General features: G+C 70.8%; 24 protein-coding genes and 1 riboswitch. Of the genes, 18 read left to right on the top strand and 6 right to left on the bottom strand.

From position 1 onward, the window contains the following. The first annotated feature begins 9 nt into the window (after positions 1-9). The 8 genes from FWJ67_RS02550 to FWJ67_RS02585 all read left to right on the top strand — a co-directional run bounded on the left by FWJ67_RS02550 (position 10) and on the right by FWJ67_RS02585 (position 10,010). Positions 10-1,185, top strand: coding sequence for a thiolase family protein (locus FWJ67_RS02550; RefSeq protein ID WP_304172361.1), 1,176 nt, complete (start codon positions 10-12; stop codon positions 1,183-1,185). Continuing rightward, the gene (locus FWJ67_RS02555; RefSeq protein WP_304172363.1) at positions 1,182-2,354 is read left to right on the top strand and encodes an acyl-CoA dehydrogenase family protein; all 1,173 of its coding nucleotides are present in this window, start codon (positions 1,182-1,184) and stop codon (positions 2,352-2,354) included. Before FWJ67_RS02550 ends, FWJ67_RS02555 begins: the two co-directional genes overlap by 4 nt. Further along, positions 2,351-3,547 carry an acyl-CoA dehydrogenase family protein gene (locus FWJ67_RS02560; RefSeq protein WP_304172365.1) on the top strand — a complete coding sequence of 399 codons (1,197 nt, stop codon included), beginning with the start codon at positions 2,351-2,353 and terminating at the stop codon, positions 3,545-3,547. The genes FWJ67_RS02555 and FWJ67_RS02560 overlap by 4 nt, the downstream gene beginning before the upstream one ends. A gap of 49 nt (positions 3,548-3,596) precedes the next feature. Next, positions 3,597-4,388, top strand: coding sequence for an electron transfer flavoprotein subunit beta/FixA family protein (locus tag FWJ67_RS02565; RefSeq protein WP_304172367.1), 792 nt, complete (start codon positions 3,597-3,599; stop codon positions 4,386-4,388). Positions 4,389-4,399: 11 nt separating this feature from the next. Then, the gene (locus FWJ67_RS02570) at positions 4,400-5,377 is read left to right on the top strand and encodes an electron transfer flavoprotein subunit alpha/FixB family protein (protein WP_304172370.1); all 978 of its coding nucleotides are present in this window, start codon (positions 4,400-4,402) and stop codon (positions 5,375-5,377) included. 78 nt (positions 5,378-5,455) lie between these two features. Then, positions 5,456-7,576, top strand: a complete 2,121-nt coding sequence (locus FWJ67_RS02575) for a heterodisulfide reductase-related iron-sulfur binding cluster (RefSeq protein WP_414482555.1) — start codon at positions 5,456-5,458, stop codon at positions 7,574-7,576. A gap of 27 nt (positions 7,577-7,603) precedes the next feature. After that, entirely contained in the window at positions 7,604-8,779 is a 1,176-nt protein-coding gene (locus tag FWJ67_RS02580; protein WP_414481937.1) for an acyl-CoA dehydrogenase family protein, read from the top strand. A 94-nt stretch (positions 8,780-8,873) separates the two neighbouring features. Next, the gene (locus FWJ67_RS02585; RefSeq protein WP_414481936.1) at positions 8,874-10,010 is read left to right on the top strand and encodes a citrate/2-methylcitrate synthase; all 1,137 of its coding nucleotides are present in this window, start codon (positions 8,874-8,876) and stop codon (positions 10,008-10,010) included. Positions 10,011-10,049: 39 nt separating this feature from the next. Here FWJ67_RS02585 and FWJ67_RS02590 read toward each other — a convergent pair whose 3' ends face one another. The 3 genes from FWJ67_RS02590 to FWJ67_RS02600 form a co-directional block, all read right to left on the bottom strand. Continuing rightward, positions 10,050-10,325 carry a ubiquitin-like small modifier protein 1 gene (locus FWJ67_RS02590; protein WP_304172379.1) on the bottom strand — a complete coding sequence of 92 codons (276 nt, stop codon included), beginning with the start codon at positions 10,323-10,325 and terminating at the stop codon, positions 10,050-10,052. After that, positions 10,313-11,614: a threonine synthase gene (locus tag FWJ67_RS02595; protein ID WP_414481935.1), complete on the bottom strand. Its 1,302-nt coding sequence runs from the start codon at positions 11,612-11,614 to the stop codon at positions 10,313-10,315. Before FWJ67_RS02595 ends, FWJ67_RS02590 begins: the two co-directional genes overlap by 13 nt. Positions 11,615-11,702: 88 nt before the next feature. Beyond that, a riboswitch (SAM riboswitch) is annotated at positions 11,703-11,816 on the bottom strand. A gap of 171 nt (positions 11,817-11,987) precedes the next feature. Continuing rightward, positions 11,988-12,833 carry an alpha/beta fold hydrolase gene (locus FWJ67_RS02600; protein ID WP_414481934.1) on the bottom strand — a complete coding sequence of 282 codons (846 nt, stop codon included), beginning with the start codon at positions 12,831-12,833 and terminating at the stop codon, positions 11,988-11,990. A 219-nt stretch (positions 12,834-13,052) separates the two neighbouring features. Here FWJ67_RS02600 and FWJ67_RS02605 point away from each other — a divergent pair, with 219 nt between their 5' ends. Beyond that, positions 13,053-14,006 carry a hypothetical protein gene (locus FWJ67_RS02605; protein WP_414482556.1) on the top strand — a complete coding sequence of 318 codons (954 nt, stop codon included), beginning with the start codon at positions 13,053-13,055 and terminating at the stop codon, positions 14,004-14,006. On the opposite strand, the gene FWJ67_RS02610 is transcribed toward FWJ67_RS02605, so the two are convergent. After that, positions 13,960-14,784, bottom strand: coding sequence for a PIG-L deacetylase family protein (locus FWJ67_RS02610; protein WP_414481932.1), 825 nt, complete (start codon positions 14,782-14,784; stop codon positions 13,960-13,962). The two genes, FWJ67_RS02605 and FWJ67_RS02610, sit on opposite strands and share 47 nt — an antisense overlap. A gap of 209 nt (positions 14,785-14,993) precedes the next feature. Here FWJ67_RS02610 and FWJ67_RS02615 point away from each other — a divergent pair, with 209 nt between their 5' ends. The 8 genes from FWJ67_RS02615 (at position 14,994) to FWJ67_RS02650 (ending at position 22,615) form a co-directional block, all read left to right on the top strand. Beyond that, positions 14,994-16,334: an MFS transporter gene (locus tag FWJ67_RS02615; protein WP_414482557.1), complete on the top strand. Its 1,341-nt coding sequence runs from the start codon at positions 14,994-14,996 to the stop codon at positions 16,332-16,334. A gap of 69 nt (positions 16,335-16,403) precedes the next feature. Next, positions 16,404-17,390, top strand: a complete 987-nt coding sequence (locus FWJ67_RS02620; RefSeq protein WP_304172388.1) for a 2-hydroxyacid dehydrogenase — start codon at positions 16,404-16,406, stop codon at positions 17,388-17,390. A 212-nt stretch (positions 17,391-17,602) separates the two neighbouring features. Beyond that, a complete protein-coding gene (locus FWJ67_RS02625) occupies positions 17,603-18,013 on the top strand; it encodes a GntR family transcriptional regulator (RefSeq protein ID WP_304172389.1) in 411 nt (136 codons plus the stop codon). Beyond that, the gene (locus tag FWJ67_RS02630) at positions 18,006-18,770 is read left to right on the top strand and encodes an ABC transporter ATP-binding protein (protein ID WP_304172390.1); all 765 of its coding nucleotides are present in this window, start codon (positions 18,006-18,008) and stop codon (positions 18,768-18,770) included. The genes FWJ67_RS02625 and FWJ67_RS02630 overlap by 8 nt, the downstream gene beginning before the upstream one ends. Beyond that, on the top strand, positions 18,767-19,570 hold the full coding sequence (locus FWJ67_RS02635) for a hypothetical protein (RefSeq protein ID WP_304172392.1): 804 nt from the start codon (positions 18,767-18,769) through the stop codon (positions 19,568-19,570). The genes FWJ67_RS02630 and FWJ67_RS02635 overlap by 4 nt, the downstream gene beginning before the upstream one ends. A 13-nt stretch (positions 19,571-19,583) precedes the next feature. Continuing rightward, positions 19,584-20,636 (top strand): hypothetical protein, encoded by a 1,053-nt coding sequence (locus FWJ67_RS02640; protein WP_414481930.1) that lies wholly within the window; start codon positions 19,584-19,586, stop codon positions 20,634-20,636. Positions 20,637-20,706: 70 nt separating this feature from the next. Next, a complete protein-coding gene (locus FWJ67_RS02645; RefSeq protein ID WP_414482558.1) occupies positions 20,707-21,660 on the top strand; it encodes a D-alanine--D-alanine ligase family protein in 954 nt (317 codons plus the stop codon). Positions 21,661-21,721: 61 nt separating this feature from the next. Continuing rightward, positions 21,722-22,615 (top strand): 2-hydroxy-3-oxopropionate reductase, encoded by an 894-nt coding sequence (locus tag FWJ67_RS02650; RefSeq protein WP_304172395.1) that lies wholly within the window; start codon positions 21,722-21,724, stop codon positions 22,613-22,615. 108 nt (positions 22,616-22,723) lie between these two features. Here the strand turns inward: FWJ67_RS02650 and FWJ67_RS02655 are convergent, their stop codons facing one another. Together FWJ67_RS02655 and FWJ67_RS02660 are read right to left on the bottom strand one after the other, a co-directional pair. Next, entirely contained in the window at positions 22,724-23,260 is a 537-nt protein-coding gene (locus FWJ67_RS02655) for a chromate transporter (protein WP_414481929.1), read from the bottom strand. Between the two features lie 132 nt (positions 23,261-23,392). Then, positions 23,393-24,016 carry a PadR family transcriptional regulator gene (locus FWJ67_RS02660; RefSeq protein WP_304172399.1) on the bottom strand — a complete coding sequence of 208 codons (624 nt, stop codon included), beginning with the start codon at positions 24,014-24,016 and terminating at the stop codon, positions 23,393-23,395. A 176-nt stretch (positions 24,017-24,192) separates the two neighbouring features. Between FWJ67_RS02660 and FWJ67_RS02665 the strand changes: the two genes are divergently transcribed. After that, on the top strand, positions 24,193-26,049 hold the full coding sequence (locus FWJ67_RS02665; RefSeq protein WP_414482559.1) for an AMP-dependent synthetase/ligase: 1,857 nt from the start codon (positions 24,193-24,195) through the stop codon (positions 26,047-26,049). Positions 26,050-26,096: the final 47 nt, after the last annotated feature.

Here is a 26,096-nt window from a genome sequence, read left to right on the forward strand (position 1 = left end):
GGCTCTCCCGTGGGCGAGGCGTGGATCATCGACGCGGTGCGGACCCCCATCGGCCGGCGGCGGGGGCGGGTGAGCCGGCTCCACCCCCAGGAGCTGGTGGCCCACCTCCTCCACGCCCTGGCGGACCGGAACCACCTGGATCCCCTTCAGGTGGAGGATCTGCTCCTGGGTTGCGTCACCAACGTGGGGGAGCAGGGGCTGAACATCGCGCGGATGAGCGTTCTGGCCGCGGGCTGGCCCGTGGAGGTTCCGGGCGTCACCATCAACCGCATGTGCGCCTCCAGCCTGGAAGCCTTCAACCGGGCCACCCAGGCCATCCGGGCCGGGGACCACGAGCTCCTCATCGCCGGCGGAGTGGAGAGCATGAGCCGGGTGGAGATGGGCTCGGATGGCGGGCCGATGAGCCCGCCCCTCCAGGAGCGGTTCGCTCTGGTCCCCCAGGGGATCTCGGCGGAGCTGATCGCCCAAGAGTGGAAGCTGAGCCGGGAGGAGCTGGACGCCTACGCCTACGAGAGCCACCAGCGGGCCATCCGGGCCACCGACGAGGGCCGCTTCGCCGGGGAGTTGATCCCGCTGCCCGTGCCCGCCACCGACGAGGAGCCCGCCCAGGTCCTGGAGGCCGACGAGGGCCCCCGGCGGGAGACGAGCCTGGAGAAGATGGCCACCCTCCAGCCTGCGTTCAAACCCGACGGGGTGGTGACCGCCGGCAACGCCAGCCAGATTTCCGACGGCGCCTCCTTGGTTCTGGTCGCCTCCCCCGAGAAGGCGAGGCGCTTGGGCCTCCGGCCCCGGGCCCGGTTCGTGGCCAGCGCGGTGGTGGGGGTGGACCCCATCCTGATGCTCACCGGCATCATCCCCGCCACCCGCCAGGTCCTCCAGAAGGCGGGCCTCACCCTGGATCAGATGGACGTCATCGAGGTGAACGAGGCCTTCGCCTCGGTGGTCCTGGCCTGGGAGCGGGAGCTCCAGCCCGACATGACCCGGGTCAACCCCAACGGCGGGGCCATCGCCCTGGGCCATCCCCTGGGGGCTTCGGGGACTCGGCTCCTCGCCACGGCCCTCAACGAGCTGGAGCGCCGGGAAGGGCGGTACGCGCTGATCACCCTTTGCATCGGCTTCGGCCAGGCGGTGGCCACCATCATCGAGCGCCTCCCTGAAGGCGCGGCGGGGGTGGGGGCGGCATGATCTCCTTCCAGCCCAGCCCGGAGGAGCGGGAGCTCCGCCAGCTGGCCCGGGAGTTCGCCCAGAGCCGCCTCCGGCCCCACGCCCGGGCGGCCGAACAGGCGGGCCGCCCGCCCGAGGCCCTGGCCCAGGAGTCCCGGGAGCTGGGCTTGGGCGGGGTGGCTCTTCCCGAAGGGTGGGGCGGGGCCGGCTTCTCCCAGGTGGCCGCCTGCCTGGTGGAGGAGGAGCTAGCCTGGGGCGACCCGGGGCTGGCCGTCGCCTTGGGCCTGCGGGAAGCGGCCCTTGCCTTCGTGGCTGACCTGCTGGGCGAGGCGCCCGCCGGGGGCCCTTGGGAGGGGCCAGGGGTGCTCCTTTGGCCCCAGGTCCCCGACGATCCCCTGGCGGGCTCGGGGATCACCTGGACCACCCAGCTCCAGGCGGCCCCCCAAGGGGAACGCCTGTCGGGCTCGATCGGGGCCGCGCCGGGGGCTCAGGAGGCGGCCTGGTTTCTGATCCCCGCCGCCCGGGGGGAGCGGGTCGTCCTTCTCCGCCTGGAAGGGACGGCCCCTGGCGTGGAGCGCCGCCCCTTGCGCCGGCCCTTGGGCCTCGCGGCTGCGGGGTGGGCTGAGGTGGCGCTGGATGGGATTGCCGTCGGCCCGGGGGCGGTGGTCTGGGAAGGGACCGTCCGGGACCCGGCGTGGGTCCGGGCCCGGGAGCGAGCCCGGCTCCGGGTGGCCGCCCAGCTGGTGGGGACAGCCCGGGCTGCCCTTGAGTACGCCACCCAGTACGCCGCCCAGCGGCAGGCCTTCGGCCAGCCCATCGCCCAATTTCAGGGGATCTCCTTCATGGTGGCCGAGATGGCCATGGCGGTGGAGGCGGCCCGGAACCTGGTCTGGTACGGAGCTTGGCGCCTGGACCGGGGGGCCCTTCCGGCCGGCGGGGCCCAGGCCCTGCTCCACGCCCGGGGCGCCGCCCTGGAGGTGGCCGATCGGGCGGTCCAGGTGCTGGGCGGCCACGGGTACATGGCGGACCACCCGGTGGAGAAGTGGCTGCGGGACGCCCGGGCCTTAGGGGTGGCCGTCTGGCCCGAGACGGCCCTGGAGGTGGAGGCGGCCAGCGAGCTGGGCCTGGCGCCTGGGTGGGTGGCCGGCGGTGCCGCCGGGCCTGGGCCGGTGGAGGGGGGCGCGGCATGATCGACTTTGAACTGACCGAGACCCAGCGGGCGGTCCGGGACTTCCTCCACTGGGTGGCGGAGCATGAAATCCGGCCTGTGGCGCTCCAGGCCGACGAGGAGGGCGACGTGCCCCTGGAGCTCCTCCGGCGGCTCAAAGAGCTGGGGGTGACCCTGGACACCCTGCCCGGGGGAGGGGCGTCGGGCGGGGACGGGGAGGCCCCGGAGCACCAGAGGAACCGGCTGGCGGTGCTGGCCGCGGAGGAGCTGGCCTGGGGCGATGCGGCGGTGGCCATCAGCCTCCCCGGGGCCGGCCTGGGGGGACCGCCCGTCCAGCTGATGGGGACCCCGGAGCAGAAGGAGCGGTTCCTGGGCATCTTCCGCGACCCCGAGCCCCGCTGGGGGGCTTATGCCCTCACCGAGCCCGAGGCGGGCTCCGACGTGGCCGCCATCCGGACCACCTGCCGGAAAGAGGGAGACCACTGGGTCCTGAACGGGACCAAGCTCTTCATCACCAACGGCGCCCGGGCCAGCTGGAACGTGGTCTTCGCCACCATCGACCCCGCCCTGGGTCGCGCGGGCCACCGGGTCTTCGTGGTGGAACGGGGCACCCCTGGCTTCACCGTGGGCCGGATCATGGAAAAGATGGGCCTCCGGGCCTCGGAGACGGCCGAGCTGATCTTCGACGAGTGCCGGGTGCCGGCGGAGAACCTCCTGGGCGGCGAGGAGCGCTACCGCCAGGGGGAAGGATTCCGCACAGCCATGCAGACCTTCGACGGGACCCGCCCCATGGTGGCCGCGATGGCGGTGGGCATCGGACGGGCCGCCTACGAGTACACCCGGGACCGGCTCCGGGAGGAGCTCACCCTGAGCCGCCCCATCCCCCGGTACGGGGTGATCGCAGAGCGCTTGAGTTGGATGGAACGGGAGCTCCACGCGGCCCGGCTCTTGGTCTGGCAGGCCGCCTCCATGGCCGACCAGCGGATCCCCAACAGCAAAGAGGCCTCCATGGCCAAGGCCTACGCGGGGACGGTGGCCACCCGGGTCTGCGCGGCGGCCGTGGAGTTGCTGGGCGCGGTGGGCCTCCGCCACGACCGCTGGGTGGAGAAGTGGTTCCGGGACATCAAGGTCTTCGACATCTTTGAGGGCACGGGCCAGGTTCAGCGCCTGGTGGTGGCCCGGCGGCTCTTTGAGCCCTACGGTCTCCGGGTGTAGTCAGTCGGTCGGACGACGGGTGGAGTTGGCCGGACGAGGAGGCGTGGCCATGCATGTGGTGGTCTGCATCAAACAGATCCTCGACCCCGAGATCCCGCCCCGGGAGTTCCAGGTGGATCCCCAGACCAAAAGGGCCGTGCGGGGGCGGGCCTCCCTGGTGATCAGCCCCTTCGACCTCAACGCGTTGGAGGTGGCCGTCCAGCTCAAGGAGCGGGCGGGCGGCCGGGTGACGGTGGTCAGCCTGGGAGGGGAGGAGACCCCCGAGGCCCTCCGCCGGGCCCTGGCCATGGGAGCCGACGAGGCCGTCTGGATCCGGGATGGGGCCCTGGAGGCCACTGACGCCAGCGGCACCGCCCGGTGCCTCGCGGCGGCCATCGCCAAGCTGGATGAGCCGGACCTGGTCCTCTTCGGGCGCCAGGCGGGCGACTGGGACCAGGGGCTGGTGGGGCCCATGGTGGCCGAAGCCCTGGGGTGGCCCCTGGTGACCAACGTCTTCCAGACCCGGGGCGAGAACTCGCCTCTGGAGCTCCTCCAGCAGGCGGAAGGGGGCTACCGGGTGGTGGCCGCCACCCTGCCGGCCGCGGCCACCATCACCAACCACGAGGCCAATGTGGCCCGGCTGCCCAAGGTCCGGGAGATCATGCTGGCCAACCGGAAGCCCATCACCCAGTGGAGCCTGGGCGACCTGGGGCTGGCGGCTGACGAGGTGGCCCCCCGGGTGGTGGTGGAGGCGCTGGCCGTCCCCGTCCCCGAGGGGCACTGCACCTTCATCGAAGGGGAGACGGCCCAGGAGAAGGCCCAGAACCTGGCCCGGGCCCTCCGGGAGCTGAAGGTGATCTAGGGGGTGTGGCCATGGTCTTGGTGGCGCTGGTGGCCGAAGGCGAGACCCTCCCTCGCCCTGGCCGGGAGGCGTTGAGCCTCGCCCGTACCCTGGTGGATGGGGGCGCGCCGGGTCCGGTGGTGGCCGCCGTGACGGGTCCCGGCGCGGTCCAGGCCGGGGGTGAAGCCTTCGCCCTGGGGGCCGACCGGGTGCTGGCGGTCCCGGGCCGGGAGGCGACGGCGGACCGGAAGCTTCTCGTGGATGACCTGCTGGCCGCGTGGGAGCAGGCGGGTGGCCAGGAGGGCCTCATCCTCTGCCCGGGGGATGAGGCTGGCCGGGAGCTGGCCCCCCGGCTCGCCTTCCGGCTGGGGGCCGGGGTGGCCAGCGAGGTGGTCCGGGTGCGCTGGGAGGGGGGCCGGGTCCTGGCGGAGCGGCCGGCCTACGGGGGGAAGGCGGTGGCCACCGTCGCCCTGCCGGGGCCGGTGGGGGTGGTCCAGGTGAAGGACCGGGCCTTCGAGGCCGCCTCCCCTGAGCCCGGCCGGACGGGACAGGTGGAGGAGCTTCCCGCCGCGGCGGGGCCTGAGCGGCTCCGGGTGGTGGAAGAGGTTCGGGAGGAGGCGGGGGGCGTGCCCCTGGAGGAGGCGCCAGTGGTGGTGGCCGGCGGCCGGGGCCTGGGCGGCCCCGAGCCCTTCCAAGAGGAGCTGGCCGAGCTGGCCCGGCTCTTGGGCGGCGCGGTGGGGGCCTCCCTGGCCGCGGTCGATGCGGGCTGGGTGCCTCCTGCCCTCCAGGTGGGGCAGACGGGGAAGAGCGTGGCGCCGGAGCTCTACCTCGCGGTGGGGATCTCAGGGGCGAGCCAGCACCTGGCCGGCATTACCGGCGCCAAGCACGTGGTGGCCATCAACAAGGACCGGGAGGCCCCCATCTTCCGCCGGGCGGAGCTGGGCGTGGTGGGGGATTGGCGGGAGATCGTGCCAGCCTTGATCGACGCCGTGCGGGCTCTGCGCTCCTGACCCGACGGCCGGCCGCCCGCGCGGGGGCGGCGTCGGGGCCTGCCCCGGTCCGGACGGGCGCCGAGGGGAGGGCGACCGATGGATCCTATGGCGACGCCGACCCGGGAAGTCTTTTGGAACATCGAGCACACCTGGCTGGTCTACGTCCTGCTCTACCCGACGGCCATCGCCTTCGTCTACGGCCTGGGCCGGCGGGTGGAGGGCTGGTTCATGGGCAAGCCCCAGATCCGCTGGGACCGGCCCTGGCTCCGGCTGAAGCTCTTCCTGCGGGACGGGCTGGCCCAGGCCCAGGTCTTGCGGGAACGGCGCGCCGGCCTGGCCCACCTGGCCTTCTCCTGGGGGTTCCTCGTCCTCACCCTGGCCACCGTGGCCGTCTTTCTCCAGCACGATCTGGGGATCCCCATCCTCTCCGGCAACTTCTACCTCTACTTCCAGTCCCTGGTGGTGGACCTCTTCGGTTTCGCCGCCATCATCGGCGTGGTCTACGTCCTCTACCAGCGCTACGTGGTCCGGCCGCCTCGCCTGACCCACGGCGTCTTCTCCGACGGGGTGCTTCTGGTGGGCTTCCTCGTGGCCCTCATCCAGGGATACGTGGTGGAAGGCCTCCGCATCGTGGCCACCCAGGACCCTTGGGGGATCTGGTCTCCCGTGGGGTACGCCACGGGCCAGCTCCTGGTGGCCCTGGGGGTGCGGGAGCTGCCGCTGCAGCTGGCCCTCCACCGCTTCTTCTGGTGGACCCACCTGGTGACCGCCTTTGCCGGCAACGCGTACCTCCCCTACTCCAAGGCGATGCACCTTTTGGTGGCGCCCTTGAGCCTCTTCTTCCGGGAGCTGGAGCCGGCGGGCCGACTGCGGCCCATGGAGATCGAGGGTGCTGAAAGGCTGGGGGTCAAGGCCCTGTCCGACTTCACCTGGAAGGACCTCCTCGATCTGGATGCGTGCACCGAGTGCGGCCGCTGCCAGGAGGTCTGCCCCGCCCACGCGGTGGGCAAGCCCCTCAACCCCAAGACCTTCATCCTCGACCTCCAACGGCAGATGGCCGGGCTGGCCCGGGAGGAGGTCACTCCGGCGGTCCGGCCGGCTCTGGCGCCGGGGGTCCAGGTGGCTGCAGCCACCCTGGCCGAGGATGCGGCCCTAGAGATCGTGGGTCATTCCATCGACCCCGAGGTGATCTGGTCCTGCACCACCTGCAACGCCTGCGTGGAGGTCTGCCCGGTGGAGATCGAGCACGTGGCGAAGATCATCGATCTCCGCCGCTACCAGGTGATGGAGGAGGCGGCCATCGACGAAACGCCCCAGCAGGCCCTGCAGGGTCTGGAGGACCGGGCCCACCCCTTCCGGGGCACGCAAGCCAGCCGGGCCGACTGGTACCAGGACCTGCCCTACGTGAAGACCCTGGCGGAGACGGGCCCCGTCGACTACCTCTACTGGGTGGGCTGTGCCGTCGCCCTCAACGAGCGGACCCAGAGGACGGCCCGGGCCCTGGCCCGGATCCTCCACGCGGCGGGGATCGACTTCGCCGTCCTGGGCGAGGAGGAGCTCTGCACCGGCGACCCCGCCCGGCGAATGGGGAACGAGTACCTCTTCGAGCTCCTGGCCCGGCAGAACATCGACACCCTCCAGCGCTCCCAGGTAACCCGGATCATCACCACCTGCCCCCACTGCTACAACACCCTCAAGAACGAGTACGGCGCCTTGGGCGGTCTCTTCCAGGTGGTCCACCACACCGAGCTGATCGAGGAGCTCCTCGCCCAGGGACGGTTGCCCTTGAAGGGACCCGTGGACCGGAGCCCCATCACCTTGCACGATCCCTGTTACCTCGGCCGGTACAACGGGGTCTACCAAGCCCCCCGCCAGCTGGTGGACGCGCTGGGCGAGCGGGTGGAGATGGAGCGGAGCCGGGCGCGGAGCTTCTGCTGCGGGGCGGGGGGCGGGCGCTACTTCATGGACGATCGCCCGGGCCAGCGGGTGAATGTGGAGCGGTCCCGCCAAGCCCTGGCCACCGGGGCCCCGACCGTGGCCACCGCCTGCCCCTTCTGCACCTTGATGCTGGAGGACGGTGTGCGGACCGCGGCCCGAGAAGCGGGCCGGGAGGCCCCGGAGGTGAAAGACCTGGCCGAGCTGGTGGCCGAGGCCCTGGACGAGGAGGCCTTAGCCGCCGGCTGGCCGCCGGAGGAGGCTGGCGGGCGGCGGGCCTGAGGCCGCGGGCGTGGGGAGGGGAGTGCCGTGCAGGTCGATCTGAAGCTGGATGAGGAACAGCGCCAGATTGTGGCCATGGTGCGGGAGCTGGCCCAGGAGCGGATCGCGCCCTTCGCGGCCGAGTGGGATGAACGGGAAGAGTTCCCCTGGCCGGTGGTGGAGGCGTACCGGGAGGCGGGCCTCTTCGCGCTCGCCTTCCCCGAAACCTATGGGGGTGTGGGCGCCTCGGCGGTCACCCAAGTGCTGGTGGTGGAGGAGTTGGCCAAGGTGGATGCGACCGCCGCCATCATCCTGGCCGTCCAGTGGTTGGGGGCCTTGCCCATCCTGGTGGCCGGCTCCGAGGCGCAGAAAGCCCGCTACCTGCCCAAGCTGGCCTCGGGCGAGTGGCTGGCCGCCATGGCCCTCACCGAGCCCGAGGCTGGGTCGGATGTGGCCGGGCTCCAGGCCCGGGCTGTCCGGGTGGACGGGGGGTACCGCCTCACGGGCCAGAAGAAGTTCATCAGCCACGGGGCCATCGCCGACGTGCTCACCACCTTCGCCCGCACCGGAGGCCCTGGGGCCAAAGGCCTGTCCGCCTTCATCGTGGAGAAGGGCGCGCCAGGCGTGCGTGTTGGGCGGATCGAGCGGAAGCTGGGCCTCCGCGCCTCCAACACCGCCGAGATCCTCTTCGACGACTGCTTCGTTCCCGAACGCCACCGCATCGGCGAGGAAGGCGAGGGCTTTTCCATCGCCATGCGGACCCTGGATCGGAGCCGCCCCGCGGTGGCCGCGCAGGCCCTGGGCATCGCGGAGGGGGCCTTCGCGGCCGCCCTCCAGTACGCCCAGGAGCGGCGGGCCTTCGGCCAGGAGATCGCCCGCTTCCAGGCCATCCAGTTCATGCTGGCCGACATGGCCATGGGCATTGAGGCCGCCCGGGGCCTGGTCTACCGGGCCGCCCACTTGGTGGAGGAAGAGGGTCGGGGTGGGGGCCGGCTGACCACCGCCAACCGGTACTCGGCCATGGCCAAGTGCTTCGCCTCCGATGTGGCCATGCAGGTGACCATCGACGCGGTCCAGATCCTGGGCGGCTACGGCTACATCCGGGACTTCCCCGTGGAACGTTTCATGCGCGACGCCAAGATCACCCAGATCTACGAAGGGACCAATCAGATCCAGCGGATCATCATCGCCCGCAGCTACCTGGACCTGGCGCCTGGACCGTGAGCGGTGGGGGGCCGGCCTCGACACCCGGGCTCGGGGCCCCGCGAGAGCGCTCGGCTGGGCGCAGGCGCAGGTCCCACGAAGGGAGCGTGGTTGGATGAGCACGGTCCGGAGCGGCTTGGAGGGCGTCATGGCCACCTCCAGCGCCGTCTCCTTCATCGATGGTGACCGGAGCCTGTTGACCTACCGGGGCTACTCGGCGACCGATCTGGCCCAACAGTCCACCTTCGAAGAGACCGCCTACCTCCTGCTGGAGGGGGAGCTGCCCACCCGGGCCCAGCTGGAGGCCTTCGTGGCCCAGCTGGAGGCCGCACGGCCTGTGCCCCAGCCCGTCCTGGACCGGCTGGCCGCCCTCCCCCAGGCGGACCCTATGGCCCTCCTCCGCACGGGGGTGTCCCTTCTGGCCCACTTCGATCCCGACCGGGGCCGGACCGAGCCCGACGCGCTCCGGCGGACGGTGCTGCGCCTGGTGGCCCAGATGCCCACCCTGGTGGCCGCCATCGGCCGGCTGGGCCAAGGGCTCCCCCCCATCCCGCCCCTCCGGGGGCTCGGGCCCACGGGGCGGCCCACCGCGACCCAGCTGCTCTTCATGCTCCAGGGGCGGGAGCCCGAGCCGGAGTCCGTCCGGCTCCTGGACATCGCCTTCATCCTCCACGCGGATCACGAGCTGAACGCCTCCACCTTCACCGGCCGGGTGATCGCCGCCACCCTTTCAGACATCCACTCAGGCGTGGTGGGGGCCCTGGGCGCCCTCAAAGGGCCCCTGCATGGCGGGGCCAACGAGTTGGCCCGGCGGATGTTCGAGACCATCGGGGAGGCCTCCCAGGCGGCCGCGTGGACCCAGCAAGCCCTGGCCCGGAAGGAGCGGATCATGGGCATGGGCCATAGGGTCTACCGGCAGGCCGATCCCCGGGCCGAGTTCCTCCGGCAGGAGCTCCTGGCCTTGCGCCACCGGCCGGAGGTGGGGCGGTGGCTGGACATCGCCCTGGAGGTGGAGCGGGTGGTGCGGGAGGCCAAGGGGCTCCACCCCAACCCAGACTTCTTCACCGCCATCCTCTACGGGGCGGTGGGGATCCCCACCCCGCTTTTCACCCCCGTCTTCGCGGTGAGCCGGGTCGCCGGCTGGGGGGCCCACGTGCTGGAGCAGCTGGCCAACAACCGGCTGATCCGCCCGCGGGCCCAGTATGTGGGGCCTGGTCCCCGCCCCTTTGTCCGGCTGCCTGAGCGGACGTGACGGGGCCCGGGCGGCTCTGCCCGGGCCCCGGGGGCGGCGTCACGCGCCGCCGGCCATGGCGGGGATGATGAGGATCTCGTCGTTCTCGCCGACGGGGGTGTCGAGGCCCCCCAGAAAACGGATGTCCTCATCGTTGACAAAGAGGTTGACGTGGGGCCGGAGGGCTCCATCCTCTTGGAACAGGCGGCTCTCCGCCGCAGGGTACCGCTGGGTGAGGGAGGCCAGGGCTTGGCCCACCGTTTCGCCTTCAGCGGTGACCTCCCGGGCTCCGTCGGTGACGGCCTGCAGGAGGCTGGGGATGATCACTCGGGGCATGGGTGCACTCCTCCTTGGCTCGCGGCGGGAAACCCCGCCGGGCGAAGTTCGACCGCCTGGGCGGATGAGTGGGTGGCGTACCACCGTTCGAAGTCGGCCAGGCGCGGCTCCACCACCGGGGGCGCGCTCGCCTGACCTTCCAAAGCGCTCACCGTCTTGTAGCCGTTGCCGGTGATGTAAAGGACCGTTCGCTCATCGGGCCTGATGTGGCCCTGGGCCACCAGCTTCCGCAGCGCGGCCACCGTCACGCCGCCTGCGGTTTCCGCGAAGATGCCCTCGGTGCGGGCCAAGAGCCGGATCCCTTCGATGATCTCCTCGTCGGTGACCGCGGCCGCCGCCCCGCCCGTCTCCCGGATGGTCTTCAGGGCCAGCACCCCGTCCGCGGGGTTGCCGATGGCCAGGGACCGGGCAATGGTCTGAGGCCGGACTGGCTCCACGTGATCCAACCCCGCCTCCCAGGCCCGGACGATGGGCGCGCAGCCGGCCGCCTGGGCGATGGAGACCCGGGGCCGCTCGCCGAAGACCAGGCCCAAGTCCAGGAGCTCCTGGAAGCCCTTGGCGATCTTGGTGGCCAGGGAGCCCCCGGCCGCGGGGACGACCACGTGGTCGGGCAGGTCCCAGCCCAGCTGCTCCACCGTCTCAAAGGCCAGGGTCTTGGAGCCTTCCGCGTAGAACGGCCGCAGGTTGATGTTGACGAAGCCCCAGCCGTACCGGTCCGCGATCTGGATGCAGAGCCGGTTGACGTCGTCGTAGGTGCCTTTGACCCCGATGATGTGGGGGCCGTAGACGGCGGCGCCCAGAATCTTCTCCGGCTCCAAGTCCGCCGGAACGAAGAGGTAGGCTGGGAGCCCCGCCCGGGCCGCGTGGGCGGCCAGGGCGCTGGCCAGGTTGCCCGTGGAGGCGCAGGCGACCACGGGGATGCCCATCTGCTGGGCGGTGGCCACGGCCAGGGCGACCACCCGATCCTTGAAGGAGTAGGAGGGGTTGACGGTGTCGTTCTTGATCCAGAGCTCCTCCAGCCCTATCTCCTTGGCCAGGCGCTCGGCCGGATGGAGGGGGGTGAAGCCGGCGCCCAGGTCGTTGGGGGGGATCTCGTTCACCGGAAGGAGGGCCCGGTAGCGCCAGAGGCTGGAGGTATGGCAGGGGAAGGGCTCGGAGGTGAGGCGCTGGCGGACCGCCTCCCAGTCGTAGGCCACCTCCAGGGGGCCAAAGCACTCGGTGCAGACGTACTGGGCCGAGACAGGGAACCGCTCACCGCAGAGGCTACAGACCAGACCCGCCACCGACACGGCCGCACACTCCTTCGTGCCGGCACCCACACGGCGAGGGACAAAAAAAGCTCTCTCAGGAGATGAGAGAGCACGGGTCCGCCGTCACCCCGCATCTCTCAGGACCCCTGACGCAGGTCCTGCAGGAATTGGCACCGCGCGGCTCGCGGCCGCCGGTTGCCGGGCTTCATCGGGCCAGTCCCTCCGCCACTCTGGATGCAGGCACAAAAAGTTGTAAGGCTGTTGTGTGTTGCCGGTATTATAAGAGCCGCTCGCGAGAGGTGTCAAGAGGGCTGCCGCGGCGGGCGGCCCCTTCCTCGCGCCCAGGGGCCCTCGCCGCCCTTCGCACGCTGCCGGGCGTTGCCGGCGGCAGGACGCTGGGGAAGCGCAGGGCTCACACCGGCTCTTGGAGGAACGCTTCGAGCAGGGCGTTGAAGGCTTCTGGCGCCTCCTGCATGGGCACATGCCCCACGCCCTCCAGCACCTCCAACCGGGCGCCGGGGATCTGGCGGGCCGCGTCGTAGCCGTCGCTCACCGGGAAGGTCCGGTCTTCCGACCCCCAGACGATCAGGGTGGGCAGCTGGATCTGGGGCAGGCGGGGGTAGAGGTGGGCGTCGGGGAACATGAGGGTGACGCCGGTGAAGAGCGCGGCCAGGCGGCTCTGCCGGTGGGCGCTGATGGTCTCGTCGATGGCCTCCTCGGTGACCCGTGCCGGCGACGCGAAGATGGCCTCCTCTAGGAACCGCCGGATCACCGGCCGGCGGGGCCGGCCCAACACCTGCCAGAAGAGGGCGGGCACGAAACGCCGGCGGGAAGCCCACGACTGCTTTTTCCGGCCGACCCCGGCCGCGTCCACCAAGACCAGCCGGGCCAGCCGTTCGGGCCAGCGGAGGGCGACGGTGCCGGCGATGGCGCCGCCCAAGGAGACGCCCACCAGGGTGACCTGCTCAAGGTCCAGAGCCTCCAAGAACGCGGCCACGTGGCGCGCGTAGTAGGTGACGGTGTAGGAAGCGAGGGGCTTGGCGGTGCCCCCATGACCGGCCAGATCCAGCGCGATGGCCCGGTAGCGCCGGCTCAAGGGAACCAGATTCTCCCGCCAGCTGAGGTGGCTGGCCCCGTACCCGTGGATGAAGACCACCGGGGGCGCCTCCGACGGGCCCAGATCCACGTACGCGGTGGCCAGACCCAGCGCGTGGACGACCCGGGGCGCGCCCAGCGGCTGGGATGGGGGTGCAGGCACAGGCCGTTCCCTCCCCCGAGACGTCTAGGGAACTCTTCTTGGACAAGCATAGCACAAGAGGGTCAATTCTGCACTCGAGGACGGCCCGGTCCCCCGGCAGGCCCCTTCGGCTGAGGGGCCCAGGGTGTGCTAGAATGAATCTGATTGCGAGTTCAGTCGCTGGGCCGCCGCGGCCCAGCCCTCTGGCTTCCACCCCTGGGAGGGAAAGGAGCTCTCCCCGTGGCAGTAAACCCACCCCACCGCCCCGGTGGCCGCTGGGCCCATGGCTTGGTCACGATGGCTCTTCTGGCGACGGCTCTTCTGGCGGGCCTGATGGTCCGCTTCCCCGTTCCGGCTGGCGCCCAAGAGGTTCCCGTCCGGCTCGCCGACGAGATGATGGTCCTCCTCCAGGGGGAGAGCGCCGTCCAGGTCCTCCACCTCTTCACCCTGGTCAATGAGAGCCAGGCCCCGGTGGCCTTGCCTGCCCTGCCCGTGCTCGACGGCGCCGTCCGCCTCCAGGTGCTGCGCCTGGAGCCTGACGGATCGGGGCTGCCGGTGGTGGAGCGGGTGGGGCCTGGGGAGCCCCCCGAGGACCCTGAACCCCTGGCCCCGGGTGAGGCCCGCCGGTACCAGGCCACCTACCGTCTCTGGCAGCGGGAGGCCGTCCTCCCCTTGCGGCGCCCCCTGCCCTATCCCACCGACGGCACCCTCCTCCTCACCCGTCCGGGGGAGTTGGAGGTGACCGGGGTCCGGGTGGCCCGCACGGGCTCCACGGAGGCCGACGGGGTGGAGCTGGATCTCTACCAGGTGGAGGCGACGGGGCCCGTCGACCGGTGGCAGGTGGTCCTCCGCCGGGCGGACGGGGAGCCCCTTCCGGTCTTGGCAGGCGCGCAGGCCCTCAATCCTCTGGCCTCCCTCCCGTGGGCTTGGGTGGGGTGGCTCCTCTTCGGGGGTGGGCTGGCGGCGGCCCTGCTTCGGGTCGTCCGACGGCGGCGCGCTCGGAGGGCCCCGGAGGCCGATCCCCTGGCCCCCTGGGTCCGGCGCCTGGCAGCCCTGGATCTGGCCTACCAGCGGGGCGAGCTGCCGGAGGAGACCTACCGGCGCCGGCGTCAGGCCTTGCTGACCCACTTCCGCCAAACGGTGAGCCCTACATCCAGCGGGCGTCGGGATTCATGTGGAGGTGGGTGGGCGTGAGGACCTTGAAGGCCTCGGCTCGCTCGGCCCCGATCCCCTTGCCGTACTGGGCCGCCTTGGCCCGGAAGTACCCTTCGTAGAAGGGCCAGCTGGCGTCGGGAAACTGGCTGGCATGCGCCCGGATGGCCTGCATCTTGGTCTCCCAAGTGGCCGTCACGTCCACAAAGGCGTTGGGGTAGGCGGTCGCCGCCAGGATGACCGCCCGCACGCCGGCGGGCCGTTCGCCAGGGGTGGCGGCCCCCGCCTCCGCGGCCTGGGCCTCCTCCCCCGCCCGGGGGAAGGCGGCCAGAAGGGCCGCCGCCACCGCCGCCATACCCGTCTTCCGGTGGTCGGGGTGGCCCTCGTACGGCAGCCACGGATCGACGGTGATCACCGCTTCGGGGCGGAAGCGCCGGATCTCGGCCAAGAGCTTCACCCGCACCTCATCCTCCGTGTACGGGCCCCCGTCGGGGAAGTCCAACCAACGGAGCTCCTGCACGCCCAGAATCTGGGCGGCCGCCTCCTGCTCCCGCCGCCGGCGGAGACGGATGGTCTCCCGATCGTCCCGGGGGTTGACGCTGCCCAGGCCGCCGTCGGTGACGGTGACGTAGGCGACCAGCGCCCCCGCTTGGACCAAACGGGCGATGGTTCCGCCGGCCGCCACCTCCATGTCGTCGGGATGGGGCTGGATGCAGAGGATACGGCGCATGGTGAGGAGCTCGGGCAGAGGGAGCATCTGGAGGAGCTCCCGCAGCTCGGGGGGTTGGCTGAGGGTGGGTGTCGAGACCGAGATGGACACAGGCGTCGCCTCCTGAGCATGATCCACCGTTCCACGGGGCATGGTTCGAGGCGGACTTCGGCATGAAGGGCCTGCCGTCCTCTGAGGACGCCCCGAGGGGAGGCTGCTGCCGCTTGCCGCCCCGGCAGCGCCCTCGACGCCAGGGAGGTACCCGCCGGGAATCCCCGAAGCTACAACGGTGAGGCATGCTCGCGGAAGGGGGGCCGCCTGTGGCCACGTGGAAGAAGCTCCTCTACAGCTCCGGCTCCATCGGGTCGTCCCTGGCCCATCAGGCGCTCAGCGCGTACCTGTACTTCTTTTACGTGGATGTCTCCCGCATGGCGCCGGCGGTGGTCAGCGTGGGCTTGGTCTTGTACTCCCTCTGGAATGCGGTGAACGATCCCCTTCTGGGCTTCATCTCCGACCGGACCCGAACCCGGTGGGGCCGGCGGATCCCCTACGTGGTGGCGGGGGCCTTGCCCCTCGGCATCGCCTTCTACCTGGTCTGGGTGCCCTACACCTTCTTCGGCTCGGGGGTCCCGCCGCTCTGGTACTTCCTGGCCGTCACCTTCCTCTTTGATTTCTTCTACACCCTGGTGGTGCTCAACTGGACGGCCCTCTTTCCCGAGATGTTCCCCAGCCTGGAAGAGCGGGCCCAGGTCTCGGCCTGGCGCCAGCTCTTCGGCCTCATCGGCCTGGCCGCCGCCCTGGGCGGGGCGCCCTTGATCTACAGCTCCCTGGGCTGGCCGGCCATGGGCCTCCTCTTCGGCGGCCTCACCGCCCTCACCCTGGGCTTGAGCGTTCTTGGCGCTCGGGAGGATCCCAGCAAGCGGGGCGAGGACGTGGGCCTGGTGGAGGCGGTCAAGCTGACGGTGGTCAACCGGTCCTTCGTCTCCTTCGCCCTCACCAGCTTCCTGATCCAGCTGGTCTTCGCCCTCCTCCTTGCGGCCCTGCCCTTCTACGTCAAGTACGTCCTCCAGCTGGAGTCGGTGGCCCTCACCGCCCTCCAGGCGGGGCTCATCCTGGTGACGGTGGTCTCCCTCTTGATCTGGCGGCGCCTGGCGGTGGCCTGGGGCCCCAAGCGGGCCATGCAGCGGTCCATCCTCCTCTTTGCCGCCGCCCTCCTCCTCTTCTGGTTCCCCCAGAGCCTGGAGGGAGCCGTGGCGGCCACGGCCGCGGTGGGCTTGGGCTTGGGCGGCATCCTGCTCTTGCTCGATGTGCTCCTCTCGGACGTGATCGATGAGGACGCCCTCCGCTCCGGCGCCCGGCGGGAGGGGATGTACTTCGGCGTGCACGCGCTCATCCTGCGGCTCAACATCTCCGTCCAGGGGCTGATCCAGGGGGCGGTTCTGACGGCTACGGGCTACAACGCCGCTCTGGCGATCCAACCCGACTCGGCCATCCTGGGCATCCGCCTCCTGATGACGGTCATCCCCATCGCCATCGCGCTGGCCGCGCTCTTCGCGCTGTCCTTCTACCCGCTGGCCGGTGAGCGGCTGGCCGCCGTCAAGGAGGCTTTGCGGCGTCAGGAAGGGCTGGCGGCCCCCGGCTCCCCGCGTGCCGGGAGCTGAGGCTGGGACCTCCGGACGCGGGGCATCGCCGCTGGATCCGGGCATCACTTTTGGAAAGGGGACGTGGTTATGGGGAAGTGGAAGGTCTTTGTCACCCGCCGGTTGCCCGCACCGGCGGAGGAGATCCTGGCCGCCCAGTGCGATGTGGTCTTCTTCGAGGAGGACCGGCCCATCGGCCGGGAGGAGCTCTTGCAGGGCGTCCGGGGGGTGGACGGTCTCATCTCGCTCCTCAGCGACCCCATCGACGGGGAGGTGATGGAGGCGGCCGGGCCCCAGCTCCGGGTGATCGCCAACTACGCGGTGGGCTACAACAACATTGACGTGGCCGAGGCGACCCGGCGGGGGATCCTGGTGACCAACACCCCCGGGGTCCTCACGGAAGCGACGGCCGATCTGGCCTGGGCCCTCCTGATGAGCGTGGCCCGCCGGGTGGTGGAGGGCGATGCCTTCATGCGGTCGGGTCAGTTCAACGGCTGGTCGCCCACCCTGCTCTTGGGCGAGGAGATCTCCGGGAAGACCTTGGGAATCGTCGGCTTCGGCCGCATCGGCCAGGCGGTGGCCCGCCGGGCCCAGGGCTTCAACATGCGGGTGCTCTACTTCAGCCGGCGGCGTCATCCCGAAGCGGAGGCCGCCTTGGGCGCCGAGTACCGGGAGCTGGACCAGCTCCTGGCCGAGTCGGATGTTGTCAGCCTCCACGTACCCTTGACCGACCAGACCCATCACCTGATCGGCCGGCGGGAGCTGGAGCTGATGAAGCCCAACGCCATCCTGATCAACGTGGCCCGGGGGCCGGTGGTGGATGAGGCGGCGCTGGTGGAGGCCTTGAAGGGGGGCCGCCTGGCGGGAGCCGGCCTGGACGTGTACGAGGCGGAGCCCGAGATGGCCCCGGGCCTGGCTGAGCTCTCCAACGTGGTCCTCCTGCCCCACGTGGGGAGCGCCACCCACGAGACCCGGGCCAAGATGGCGGAGATGGTGGCCACCGACCTCCTCGACGGGCTCCAGGGCCGCCGTCCCGCCCACCTGGTCAACCCGGAGGTCTGGGAGACGAAGGGGTGAGCCAGGCCGTTGAGCGGCGGGCTCCCCGGCCGCTCCCGTGCCCCAACGGTCCGCGACGGGAGGCCTTCAGGCCTCCCGTTCTCCGTTCGGGCGGGCCCTTGACGGGGTGAATCGAGTGCACTATGATACTAGTACACCAGACCATATGGGCCCTGGGGCTGAGGTGGCCGGGTTCCAGCCCGAGCGCCGTTGGAGAGGGGAGGGGGTAGACCGTGGGCGGCCGTGGGTTCACTCCGCGCCTCGACTTCACCTCGACCCGCCCCATCTACTTGCAGATTGTGGATGAGGTGCGGCGGGCCATTGCCCGGGGTGAGCTGCGCCCAGGCGATCGGCTCCCATCCCAGAGGGATCTGGCCGTGCAGGCCCGAGTGAATCCCAACACCGTTCAGCGGGCCTATCGGGAGATGGAACTGCTCAACATGACCGAAACGGTCCGGGGAGAGGGGACCTTTGTGGCACAGAACCCCGAACTGATCCGCTCCTTGCGGGCTGAGATGGCTCAGGAAGCGCTTCAGCAGTTCTTGCAGGAGATGCGGGCTCTCGGCTTCGATGGGAGCGAGATTCGAGCGCTGGTTGATCAGGCCCTGACGGGCGACGGGGGAGGAGGAGCTTCCCGTGGATGAGCGCAGGCCGTTGGCGACGGAACCGGAGGCCGACGGGCGGGGGGCGCCGGCCGACGGCGAGGGGCGCCCCGTCCTGGAGGTGCGGGACCTGGTGAAACGGTACCCGGGGGCGGAGGCCTTGAACGGTGTCAGCCTCACCCTCCCCCGGGGGACGGTGTTGGGGCTCTTGGGGCCCAACGGGTCGGGCAAGTCCACCCTGCTCAAGAGCATCGCCGGGCTGGTCCATCCCGACGAGGGCGAGGTGCGCGTCGAGGGGCTCCCGGTGGGGACAGCCACCAAGGCCCGGGTCGCCTACCTGCCCGAGGTGGACCCCTACTACCGGTGGATGCGGGTGGCCCAGGTGCTGGAGTGGACCGCCACCTTCTACGACGACTGGGAACCGGACCGGGCCGAGGAGCTCCTCCAGTTCATGAACCTGCGGCGGGATCAGAAGGTGGGCGGCCTCTCTAAGGGACAGCGGGCCCGCCTCCGCCTGGTGGCCACCCTCGCCCGGAACGCCCCCCTCCTCCTTCTCGATGAGCCCCTGTCGGGTATCGACCTCGCCTCCCGGGCCCGCATCATCCGGGGCTTGATCGGCCAGTTCCGGGGTGGGGAGCAGAGCCTGATCATCTCCACCCACGAGGTGGCCGAGGTGGAGGGGTTCCTGGAGCGGGTCGTCTTCCTAGAACGAGGCCGCATCCGCCTGGAAGGGGAGGCGGAGGCGCTCCGGGTCAAGCACGGCTCCCTCCAGGCCCTCTTCGAGGAGGTGTTCGCGTGATGGCCGCGGGTGCCATTCAACGCCGGACGGGGCTCACCGGCCGGCGGTTCGGCCTCTTGCTCCGCAAAGAGCTGACCAGCCTGGAAGGGCTCTTTCCTGTGCTCTTGGGCGTGACCCTTCTCTGGGAGCTCTTCCTGGTCACCCGCCGCCCCACCTGGGGGCCGGGGGCGGTGGCGGGCCTCAGCCTGATCCCTCTGGGCCTCATCCCCTTCTGGGCCATGTGGGCCGGTTTCCAGAGCGTGCGCGCGGAGTGGAACGGGGATCACGCCCAGCTCCTCCTTACCCTGCCCGTCCCCTTCTGGCAGGTGCAGGGGGTGAAGCTCCTGGCCATCTGGCTTCAGGCCGCGCTCACTAGCTTGCTGGTCGCCGGGGCGGCGTGGCTCCTGGCCCGGGAACTCCTCCAGGAGCTGCGGGTGTCGGGCCTTTGGGACGTGATCTGGCCCTCCTTGCCGGCGGCGAGCCTTCTCTGGGGTGTCCTCTTGGTCCAGCTCTCCATCGTCGCCCAGTTCGCCAGCGCGGTCTGGCGGACCGTCCCCCGGTTGGGCGGCCTGGTCGCCCTCTGGGCCACCGTCCTGGCCGGGTGGCTGGGCGGGCGCCTCTCGGGCTTGCTCGGTTACCTCTTCCAGTGGGTGCCCGATCTGCGGCTCTTGGGCGTGAGCGTGCAGGGGCAAGGAGCCCAGGCGGTGTTCGTCCGGTACCCGATCCTGATCGACTCGGGGCCGCTGGTGGGTGGCCTGCTCTTCGCCCTGGGGCTCTTCTGGGTGGGGGCGCTCCTTCTGGAGCGGGCCGCCGACGTCTGAGGAGGGGTGACGGGTGCGGGTGCGCAAGCTCTTCTGGTGGAGCCTGGTGCTCCTGACGGCCCTGGCTCTGGCCGACGGCTACCTGGGGTCACCGACGGCTGGCTGGGGATGGGAGCGGTTCATCACCTGGGGGCAGCCCCAGCTCCGGCCTGAGGGCCCCAGCGCCGAAACCACCGGGGTCGTGGAGGCTCCCATGGCTCCGGGGGAGGTTCTCTCCGTGAGCAATATCCGGGGGAACCTCCAGGTGACGGGCGGCGCGGCGGACCGGCTCCAGACCCGGTACACCATCACCGTTTTTGCTGAGGACGAGGCGGCCGCGGCTCAGTACGCCGAGGCCTTGGAGGTGGTGGCCGTGCGCCGGGAGGAGGGCCTGGTCTTGGAGCTGATCCGGCCGGCGGAGACGCCTCCGGGGGTGCAGAGCGTGGCGGTCGATTATCAGATCGCCGTGCCCCGGGGCGCCCGGATCCAGGTGGAGAACCGTCTGGGCCAGGTGGAGGTGGCGGGCGTGGCCGGGCCCTCCTGGGTGGAGAATGGGTATGGCGAGACCGTCCTCCGGAACCTGCAGGGGGACTGGTCGGTCCGGACCCGCTTCTCCACCTTCCAGGTCGACGAGGTGCGGGGAGCTTTGGTGTTGTCGGGCACCTACAGCACGGGGCGCGTCCGGAACGTGGCCGGCCCCGTCACCGGTGACGTCACCGGGTCCCTCACCGTGGATGGGGCGGCTGCGGTGGACCTGGACGCCAGCTACACCGAGTTGAAGCTGGCCCGGATCGAGGGCCCCATCGATCTCGACCTGGCCTTTGGCCAGGCGACGATTGAAGGCCTGCGCCATGACCTGAGGGCCAAGGGCTCCTATGGCGACGTCACCGTCGTCCTGGATGCCTCCGCGCCGGGCTTCCAGATCGCCGTGGAAAGCCGGGGCGGAGACGTGCGGAACGGGGCTGCCCTGTTGCGCGGTGAGCGGGTGGTCAACGACCGCGGCACCAGCCGGCTGGAGGCGCTGGTGGGGGATGGAGCCCATCGGGTCCAGATCTCGCTCCGCAACGGCCATGTGACCCTGAAGTAGCACCATACGATGGAGCAAGATCAGAGGAAGAGGGCGCCCTGCGTCCAGCAGGGGCCGGGAGGTGGAAGCCTTGGCGAAACCGCGTGTGGCAGTGGTCTGTGGTGGACCCTCGGCGGAGGCGGAGGTCTCCAGGGTCTCGGCCCGGGGGGTGGCCGAGGCGCTCCGTAAGGCGGGGCATGAGGTGGTCGTCCTGGAGCTGGACCCGTCGGTGGCCACCCGCCTCCAAGAGGCGGAGGTGGATGTGGTCTTCCCCGTCCTCCACGGGCCCCCGGGGGAAGACGGCTGCTTCCAAGGCCTCCTGGAGATCCTGGGCCTGCCTTACGTGGGGAGCGGTGTCCTGGGCAGCGCCTGTGCCATGGATAAAGTGGTGGCCAAGCGGCTCTTCCGGGCGGCGGGCCTCCCGGTGGCCCGGGAGGTGGTGATCCAGCCCCATGAGGCCCCGGCCGAGGCCGCGGCCCGGGTGCGGGCCGAGTTGGGGGAGCGGGTGGTGGTGAAGCCTGCCCGCCAGGGCTCCGCGGTGGGGGTGGGCTTCGGCGAGGGGGGGCTGGAGGAGGCCATCGCCCAAGCCCAGCGCTTCGGCGACCCCGTGCTGGTGGAGGAGCGGATCGAAGGGAAAGAGATCACTGTGGCCGTGCTGGAACGGGAGGACCGGGTGGAGGCGCTGCCGGTCATCGAGATCCGCACCCCGCCTGAGAGCTGGTACGACTACCAGCATCGCTACACGCCCGGCTGGAGCGAGCACGTCATCCCGGCACCGCTCCCGGAGGCGACCTACGCCCGCACCCAGGAGGTGGCCTGCCGGGCCCACCAGGTCCTTCAGTGCCGGGACTTCTCCCGGGCCGACTTCGTCGTCCCGGAGCGGGGCGAGCCCATCTTGCTGGAAGTGAACACCATCCCCGGGATGACCCCCACCAGCCTCTTCCCCGATGCGGCCCAGGCGGCGGGGATCTCCTTCGAAGAGCTGGTGGCGCACCTGGTGGGGCGGGCCTTGGCCCGGGCCAAGAGCCGCCCGTCTCCGGCATGACACCAGGCATCGACCGGGCCTTGTCGGACCGACAACGTTCGTGTGGGAGGGGGATGACGCTTTGGCTCCTGTCCGTGTGGGCTGGATTGGGCTTGGCATCATGGGCAAGCCCATGGCGAGGAACTTGCTGAAGGCAGGCTACCCGCTGACGGTCTACAACCGGAGCCGGGCGGCGGTGGAGGAGCTGGCGGCGGAAGGGGCGACGCCGGCCGCCTCGCCCGCCGAGGTGGCCCGCCAAGCCGATCGGATCTTTACCATGGTGACCGACTCACCCGATGTGGAGCAGGTGGTCCTGGGGCCCCAAGGGGTGCTGGAAGGGGCCCGGGAAGGGGCCATCCTCATCGACATGAGTACCATCTCACCCCAGGTCTCCCGGCGCATCGCCCAGGAGGCCGCGGCCAAGGGGGTGCAGGCCCTGGACGCGCCGGTGAGCGGGGGGGATGTGGGGGCCCGGGAGGGGACCCTCTCCATCATGGTGGGGGGCGACCGGGAGGCCTTTGAGGCCGTCCTGCCCCTGTTCCAGGTGCTGGGCAAGACCATCACCTACGTGGGGCCGGCGGGTTCGGGGCAGGAGGTGAAGCTAGTCAACCAGATCGTGGTGGCCCTGACGGTGCTGGCCATGGCCGAAGGGCTGGCCTATGCCAGGAAGGTGGGCCTCGACCTGGAGACGGTCCTGCAGGTGATCACCCAGGGGGCCGCCGGCTCCTGGACCCTGAGCCACTACGGGCCCCGGGTGCTTCGGGGGGACTTTGCCCCCGGCTTCATGGTCCGGCTCCAGCAGAAGGACCTGCGCCTCGCCTTGGAGTCGGCCGCAGCCGCGGGCCAGCCCTTGCCCGGAACGGCTCTCGTCCATCAGCTCTTCCGCCACCTGGAGGCGACCGGAGCCGGCAACGAAGGGAATCACGCGCTGGTGAAGGTGTTGGAGGCGCTGGGCGGCCAAGGGGAGAGGGGTTAGAACGGGCCTCCCTCCGGGGAAGGGCCCTCCGGGGGCAACGCCCTGCCGCCAGGGGCATCCTTCCGCCGCCAGGAGCATCCTTCCGCCGTCATCCCGCCCCGGGGAGTCCTAGCGGAGGAAGACGGCTCCCACCGCCAGGGCCCCCGCGACCAGGATGGCCGGATGGAGCTGGAGAACGTAGAGGCCCACGAACGCGGCCGCCGCGATGAGGAGGGCGGGCACCGACTGGACGAAGCTGACGTAGTCCACCGCCAAGGAGATGAAGAGCACCCAGACCACGGGCCGGACGCCCCGGAGCATTCCCTCCAAGATGGGGCTGTTCCCGAACCGCTGCAAGAGCCCCACCAAGGCGATCATGACCAGCGCGGTGGGTAGGATGCTGGTGAGCATCGCCACCACCGCCCCCGGCCAGCCGGCCACGTGGTAGCCGACGTAGGCGGCCATCTTGGTGACGATGGGGCCTGGGAGGGCGTTGCCAGCCGCCAGGGCGTCGGCGAACTCCTCCCGGGTGAGCCAGCGGAAGTGGTCGACGGCCTCCGCCTCCAGGAGCGGGATGCTGGCCGGCCCCCCGCCATACGCCAGGATGGTGGCCCGAAAGAACCCGATGAAGAGCTCCAGCAGGCGTTTCAGGCTGCTTGCTGCCATGGTTGCGCTCACCCCTCGGCCTAAGATCTCCCAGCGGGCTGGCGGCATGCTGGCCTCCTCCCAGGGCAACGGGTCTTCAGTTCGCTGGCGGACCCGGCGCCTCCTGGCGCCGGCCCGGCCAGGGCTGGGAGATCACGACGGGTCGTGGGGTGACCGAGTGGCTTGCACCGCCTCCCTCCCATCCTGCGAAAGGGTCTCTTCCCGGACCAGGGTCTGCTCCGCCAGCGCGGCCAGGACCGCGTCGCACCACTCCACCATCATCTGGGCGTGCCGCCGGCCGAACTCCAGGGTGAGCCGCCAGTACGGGGCGTCGGCCGCCGCGCCTGGCTGGCGCGCGGCCGCCTCGATGGCGGCGGGGAACTCGGTCCGGTAGCGCCGCAGGAGCTGGGCGTAGTGGGCCCGCCAGGCCTCCACGTGGGCGGCGAGGCTCCCCGGGGGCGCGGCGCTGCCGAAGAAGAGCTTCACCAGCAAGGGATGGCGGGTTTCGGGAACCGGGGGCGTTTCGCCCAGCCAGCGGGTCAGCTCCTGGCGGCCCGCAGGGGTGAGGCGGTAGACCCGGCGGCTGGGCTTCCCCTCCTGGGGCTCGATAGTGGAGACCAGCCACCCCTCCCGCTCCATCCGCCTCAGGGTCCGGTAGACCTGGGGGAGGCTCACCTGCCAGAAGAGGTAGGCGGGCAGGTCGAAGGCGGTCCGCAAATCGTACCCGGCCGCAGGGCCGTAGGAGAGCAATCCCAGGAGGGCATGGGGTAAGGACATGGCCGCCCTCCTTTCTGGAATGCTTGGGCGGGGACACCTACGGCAGCCGGCACATAGGCGCCGCCGTCCATACCCTGTTGTTGTGAAGAGACCCATAGATTTCTTTCATTGAAGTCGATAGAATAATAGCAAGACTCTGGGCGGCCGAACCGCCCCTCCCCTGGGAGGTGGACCCCATGGAGACCACCCTCCGGACCGACCCGCCCCGGTGGCAAGGTGAGGCGCTGGCGGAGGCTCCCAGCACGCCCGCGCTCTTCTTCGCCCAAGCCCGCCGGCTGGGGCCCAAGACCGCCCTGCGGGAGAAGCGCCTGGGTCTCTGGCGGGAGATCACCTGGGCCGAGTACGGGGAGACGGTCCGCCACCTGGCCTACGGCCTGCTGGACTTGGGTCTCCAGCCCGGTGACCGGGCGGCGGTCATCGGGGAGAACCGCCCCGAGTGGATTTACAGCGATCTTGCCATCCTGAGCTGCGGGGCGGTGACGGTGGGCCTCTACCCCACCGACAGCGCCGAGGCGTGCGCCTACATCCTGGAGCACGCCGAGGCGGTCCTGGTGGTGGCCGAGAACGAGGAGCAGCTCGACAAGCTCCTGGAGGTCCGGCACCGGCTCCCCGCCTTGCACTGGATCATCGTGGTGGACCGGAAAGGGCTCCGTCACTTCGCCGATCCCCAGGTTCTCTGGTTCGACGAGGTGCTGGCCCGGGGGCGGGAGCTGGCCCAGGCCGAGCCCGGAAGGCTCGACGCGATCATCGCCGGGATCCAGCCCGAGGACCTGGCGGCCATCATCTACACCTCGGGGACCACCGGCCCGCCCAAGGGGGCCATGCTCACCCACCGGAACCTCCTCTGGACGGCCAACGCCTTGAATGAGGCCAACGCGGTGGGGGAAGGGGATGAGTGCTTCTCTTTCCTGCCCCTCTCCCACATCGCCCAGCGGATGCTCTCGGTCTACCTGGCCATCCGCTGGGGGATGACCGTCAGCTTCGTGGAGTACCAGGATACGGTGCTGCAGAACCTCCGGGAGATCGCCCCCACCGTCCTCTTCTCCGTGCCCCGCATCTGGGAGAAGCTCCACGCCCGGGTGGAGCTCCTCATGCACGAGCGGGACTGGTTCAAGCGGACGGCCTACCGCATTGCTTTGGCCGTGGGCCGGCGTCACGCCCGGGCCCGCCTCCTCGAGGGTCGGGTGGGTCCGTCCTTGGCCCTCGCCAACGGTCTCGCCCATCTCCTGGTGCTGCAACCCCTCAAGCGGCGCCTGGGCCTTCACCGGGTGCGGCTGGCCATCTCAGGGGCCGCTCCCATCAGCCCTGAAGTGCTCTGGTACTTCCACGGCCTGGGGGTGCCCATCCGGGAGGTGTACGGCCAGACGGAAGGCTCGGGCCCCACCACCATCCACCGGGGGGACCGGATCCGGCTGGGCACGGTGGGTGAGCCCCTGCCGGGGGTGGAGGTGCGGATCGCGGACGATGGGGAGATCTTGGTCCGGGGGCCCAACGTCTTCATGGGCTACTTCAAAGACCCTGAGGCGACCGCCCAAGCCCTGGCCGGCGGCTGGCTCCACTCGGGCGACGTGGGCGAGCTGGACGAGGACGGGTTCCTCCGGATCACCGACCGGAAGAAGGACCTCTTCATCACCGCCGGGGGAAAGAACATCGCCCCCCAGCGGGTCGAGAACCTGCTCAAGACCAGCCCCTACATCCACGATGCCATCGCCATCGGCGACGGTCGCCGCTACATTACGGCCATGCTGGTGCTGGACGAGGAGAACGTGGTGGATTATGCCCAGCGCCGCCGCATCCCCTTCACCACCTACACCGACCTCACCCAAAACCCTGAGATTCGACGTCTCATCGAGGAAGAAGTCCGCCGGCTCAACCGGCACCTGAGCCAGCCGGAGCAGGTGAAGCGGTTCGTCATCTTGCCCAAGCGGCTTTACCACGAGGAGGGCGAGATGACGCCCACCCTGAAGGTGAAGCGCCGGGTGATCATGGAGAAGTACCAGCACCTCTTGGCCGAACTCTACCCCGAGGGCTGAGCCGGGCCCGGCGCGCGGGCACGACATTTCCCGGGAAATCCAGGACC

Source organism: Limnochorda sp., assembly GCF_047459355.1.
Classification (GTDB): domain Bacteria; phylum Bacillota; class Limnochordia; order Limnochordales; family Limnochordaceae; genus Limnochorda.

Excerpts from the sequence above, each read along its gene's own strand:
- FWJ67_RS02555 (WP_304172363.1), top strand. The coding sequence starts at position 1,182 with ATGATCTCCTTCCAGCCCAGCCCGGAGGAGCGGGAGCTCCGCCAGCTG.
- FWJ67_RS02560 (WP_304172365.1), top strand. The coding sequence starts at position 2,351 with ATGATCGACTTTGAACTGACCGAGACCCAGCGGGCGGTCCGGGACTTC.
- FWJ67_RS02565 (WP_304172367.1), top strand. The coding sequence starts at position 3,597 with ATGCATGTGGTGGTCTGCATCAAACAGATCCTCGACCCCGAGATCCCG.
- FWJ67_RS02570 (WP_304172370.1), top strand. The coding sequence starts at position 4,400 with ATGGTCTTGGTGGCGCTGGTGGCCGAAGGCGAGACCCTCCCTCGCCCT.
- FWJ67_RS02575 (WP_414482555.1), top strand. The coding sequence starts at position 5,456 with ATGGATCCTATGGCGACGCCGACCCGGGAAGTCTTTTGGAACATCGAG.
- FWJ67_RS02585 (WP_414481936.1), top strand. The coding sequence starts at position 8,874 with ATGAGCACGGTCCGGAGCGGCTTGGAGGGCGTCATGGCCACCTCCAGC.
- FWJ67_RS02590 (WP_304172379.1), bottom strand. The coding sequence starts at position 10,325 with ATGCCCCGAGTGATCATCCCCAGCCTCCTGCAGGCCGTCACCGACGGA.
- FWJ67_RS02620 (WP_304172388.1), top strand. The coding sequence starts at position 16,404 with ATGGGGAAGTGGAAGGTCTTTGTCACCCGCCGGTTGCCCGCACCGGCG.
- FWJ67_RS02655 (WP_414481929.1), bottom strand. The coding sequence starts at position 23,260 with ATGGCAGCAAGCAGCCTGAAACGCCTGCTGGAGCTCTTCATCGGGTTC.
- FWJ67_RS02660 (WP_304172399.1), bottom strand. The coding sequence starts at position 24,016 with ATGTCCTTACCCCATGCCCTCCTGGGATTGCTCTCCTACGGCCCTGCG.
- FWJ67_RS02665 (WP_414482559.1), top strand. The coding sequence starts at position 24,193 with ATGGAGACCACCCTCCGGACCGACCCGCCCCGGTGGCAAGGTGAGGCG.